The organism is Streptomyces sp. ID05-39B (genome assembly GCF_033794725.1).
Lineage (GTDB): Bacteria > Actinomycetota > Actinomycetes > Streptomycetales > Streptomycetaceae > Streptomyces > Streptomyces bobili.
Window position 1 is genome coordinate 1 of sequence record NZ_JARGEF010000419.1, and the last position, 3,892, is coordinate 3,892.

A 3,892-nucleotide genomic window follows, 5' to 3' on the forward strand; every position below is an offset into this window, starting at 1 on the left:
CCCCAGCACCCTCGGCCCCACCGGCACCACCCGCCTCAGCCACACGGCCCGGCCCCGGCCCCTGCCGCGCCCACCGCGTGGACAGCAACTGCTCCGTGCCCGCTCGGCAGGCGGCAAGCACCTCGTCGAGATGATCGAGCTTGCGGCCGATCCGGCCCAGGCGCAGGCCGCCCGAACGCAACCGGTAGTCGTGCAGGTCGACCCGGACCCAGGAGTCACCCGCGGTGAGGTTTGGCGCCGCGGCGACCGCCCGGTCCAGGTCCTGGGCCCGCAGCGGCATCCGGATCTCCTCGCGTTCCATCAGCCCGAGCATCCGCATCGCGGCCCACGCGGCCCGCCGCAGCCTCAGCCCACGGACGGCAGCCTCCGCGTACGGCCGGACGGTGTAGGCCAGTTCGGCCGTGAGCCGTCCGGGCAGCAGCAGGTCCTCGCAGGTCTTCTCCAATGCCTCGCGCAGCCCCGGATCGGCGCAGGACAGGAAACCGCCGGCCTTGGCGCCGACGTGCTTGGACAGGCTGAAGACGGAGGCATCGCCCCAGGCCCCGACCGGCCGGCCGGCCACGTCGCTGCCGATGGCGTGCGCCCCGTCCTCGAACAGGGGAATCCCGAGCGCGTCACACCTGGCCCGCAGCCGCGGCGCGTCGTCCGGATTGCCGTACAGGTTCGTGGTCAGCACCGCGGACAGGGAGCGCCACAGCTCGTCCGGCACCGCGTCGACGTCGATCGACGCGTCCAGCGGGTTCAACGGCGCCTGCACAGGTCTGAGTCCGGCCGCGAGCAGGACGAAGAAGATCACGTCGTCGTTGACCGGCGACATCAACACCCGTCCGCCCGGCGGGCACCAGTGACGCAGGGCCACGAACAGCCCGAACCGGCACGACGGCACGTACACGCATTCCCGGCCGAGTCTGCCGCGCATGGTCTCTTCCAGCCGTTTCGGCCGTGAAGCATGCCGCGTCGACCCGAGGCCGGCCTCCCCTGTGGCCATCCGCCCCCCAAAGTGCCATGGGAAGGCCCCCTCCCCGAGGCCTTCCAGCACCCGCCCAGAGTCGCCCCTTTCGCACCACTCCGTCAAGATTGCGGACCGGCCTGTGGACAACTTCCCGTACACGAACGAACGCGGAGCGCTCCGTCCGTGCCGCCCCATCCCTCACCTCCCGTGTCACTCCCGTGTCGCTCCGGTGTCCCTCCCGCGAGGTCAGCCGTAACGTGTGCCGCGGCTCGGCACACCCGCAGAGCACCCGCGGAGCACCTGCGCACGCCCGGCACCTCGGCCGTGGCGAACACATGTGCACACCTGGCGAACAGATGGAGAGCACGAAAGTGAGGCAGCACCCCATGCCCCCCTTGTCCCCGTTCGACCTCCCCGAGGGCGACCCCTTCGGCCCGCACAACCTCCCCTACGGCGTCTTCTCCCTCCTCAGCCCCGAGGCCGGCTCTCACGCGGAGTCAGAGACCGGGACCAGCTCCAACTCCGCCTCCGCCTCCGCCTCCGCCTCCGGGCAGCGGACCGTCGGTGTCCGGCTCGGCGACCATGTGCTGGACGCCGCTGCGGCAGCCCGTGCCCTCGGCTCCCCGCACGCCGACCTGCTCGGCCGCCCGACCCTCAACCCGCTGCTGGCGGCGGGCCGTCCGACCTGGTCCGAGGTGCGCCGCGCCCTCACCAACTGGGTCACGGACATCTCCCTCCGGGAGACGCTGCTGCCCTTCCTGCACCCCCTTTCCTCGGTGACCCTGCACCTCCCCTTCGAGGTGGCCGACTACGTCGACTTCTACGCCTCCGAGCACCACGCCCGGAACGCGGGCGCCATCTTCCGTCCGGACGCCGCGGACACCCTCCTGCCGAACTGGAAGCACCTGCCGATCGGCTACCACGGTCGCGCCGGCACGGTCGTGGTCTCCGGCACGGACGTCGTCCGCCCCTCGGGCCAGCGCAAGGCGCCCACCGATCCGGCCCCCGTCTTCGGCCCGTCCCAGCGGCTCGACATCGAGGCCGAGGTCGGTTTCGTGGTGGGCACGCCGTCGCGGCAGGGGCACCCGGTACCGCTGACCGGCTTCCGTGAGCACGTCTTCGGTCTGTGCCTCCTCAACGACTGGTCGGCCCGCGACATCCAGGCCTGGGAGTACGTCCCCCTCGGCCCGTTCCTCGGCAAGTCCTTCGCCACATCGGTGTCGGCGTGGATCACCCCGCTGGAGGCGCTGGAGAACGCGCGGCTGTCACCCCCCGAGCGCACCCATCCCCTGCTGCCCTACCTCGACGACTCCGCCACCGAGCCCGCCGGCTACGACCTGCGCATCTCGGTCGCCATCAACGGCCACGTCGTCTCCGAACCCCCCTTCTCCACCATGTACTGGACGGCCGCCCAGCAACTGGCCCACCTGACGGTCAACGGTGCCTCCCTGCGCACCGGCGACCTCTACGGTTCGGGCACCGTGAGCGGCCCGTCCGACAACCAGCGCGGCTCCCTCCTGGAGTTGAGCTGGAACGGCCGCGACCCCCTGGAACTCCCCGACGGCAAGCGGACCTACCTGGAGGACGGGGATGTCGTGACCCTGTCGGCCTGGGCGCCGGGTCCGGGCGGACTGCGCGTCGGTCTGGGTGAGGTGAACGGGCGGGTTCTCGCGGGCTGACTCCGGCGGCCCGCACCGTCATACTGGCGGCGGGAACGGTCCGTACCGGGCCCGCCGCACGCACCTTCCCGGAGCACGCCTGCCGGCCGTCGCTCCGACCCGTACTCCCCCCGTCTCTTCCGACCAGGATCCGGAGCCCGTGGCAATGACCCTCTGCCTGCTCCTGCTGAGCGTCGTCGCCCTGACCGCCGCCGTGCCGGTCCCGCGCGCGCTGACCCGGGCCGAGTGGCCCGAGCGGGAGCCGGTGGTCGCCCTGTGGGTGTGGCAGTGCCTGGTCGCCACGGTGCTGCTGTGCTGTCTGACGGCGCTGGTCCTGGGGGCCGCCGCCGTCTTCCACACCGTCCGCAGCCAGGTCTTCGCCCCCGCGCCGCCGGCCGTGACGGAGGCCTACGACCTGTCCACCGCCCCGCTGTGGGCGACGGCCCTCACGCTGCTGTTGGCCTGCGGGGCCGCCTGGACCACCGCCATGCTCGCCCGCGAGCTGGTCGAGACCCGCAGGCGCCGCGGCCGGACCCGCGCCCATCTGCGCGAACGCGCCCCCGACCTGCCGGCCGGACTGCCCTCCGCCCGGGGTCCGCTGCTCGTGCTCGAGGACGAGTACCCGGACGCCTGGTGGATGCCCGGCAACCCACCCCAGCTGATCGTGACCACCGGTGCCCTGCACCGCCTCACCTCCCGTCAGCTGGACGCGGTCCTCACCCATGAGCGGGGACACGCCCGCGCCCACCACGACTGGCTGACGCATCTGTCGACGGCCCTGGCGACCGGCTTCCCGCGCATCCCCCTGTTCGCCCATTTCTGCGACCAGACACATCGCCTCGTCGAACTCTCCGCCGACGACACCGCGTCCCGCCGCTGCGGTCACCTCACGACGGCCCTGGCGCTGATCGAGCTGAACCAGCACCGAGGCGTCCTGTCCTGCGCGTCCTCCCACCGCCTGCTGGGCGAACGCGTGGACCGTCTCCTCCAGCCGCCCCCACGGCTGCTGCGCCGGCACCGGGCCCTGACGACGACCGTGGCCGCACTGGTCCCGCTGCTCCCGCTGCTGATCACCTTCGCCCCGGGCCTGACCGCACTGGCCTGAGCGCACTGGTTGAGCGCACCGACCTGACCGCACCAACCTGACCGCACTGCCCCCAGCGCCGACCGGGGGCTGAGCGCCGCCCGAGGCCGGCGCTCAGCCCCCGGTCGGCGCTGGGGGCAGTCCTTTTCCCTTATACACATCTAAAAGACAACGAAACAGGCAGAAAACTCGTATACA

3 protein-coding genes are annotated in these 3,892 nt (G+C 72.2%); 2 read left to right on the plus strand and 1 reads right to left on the minus strand.

Annotated features, from left to right (window positions below):
- Positions 1-919 (minus strand): DegT/DnrJ/EryC1/StrS family aminotransferase (locus P1P75_RS40395; RefSeq protein ID WP_319264727.1); only part of this gene is annotated, 919 nt, incomplete at its 3' end.
- Between the two features lie 428 nt (positions 920-1,347).
- Here P1P75_RS40395 and fahA point away from each other — a divergent pair.
- Together fahA and P1P75_RS40405 are read left to right on the plus strand one after the other, a co-directional pair.
- On the plus strand, positions 1,348-2,631 hold the full coding sequence (fahA, locus tag P1P75_RS40400) for a fumarylacetoacetase (RefSeq protein WP_319264728.1): 1,284 nt from the start codon (positions 1,348-1,350) through the stop codon (positions 2,629-2,631).
- A gap of 145 nt (positions 2,632-2,776) precedes the next feature.
- Positions 2,777-3,715: a M56 family metallopeptidase gene (locus tag P1P75_RS40405; RefSeq protein WP_319264730.1), complete on the plus strand. Its 939-nt coding sequence runs from the start codon at positions 2,777-2,779 to the stop codon at positions 3,713-3,715.
- Positions 3,716-3,892: the final 177 nt, after the last annotated feature.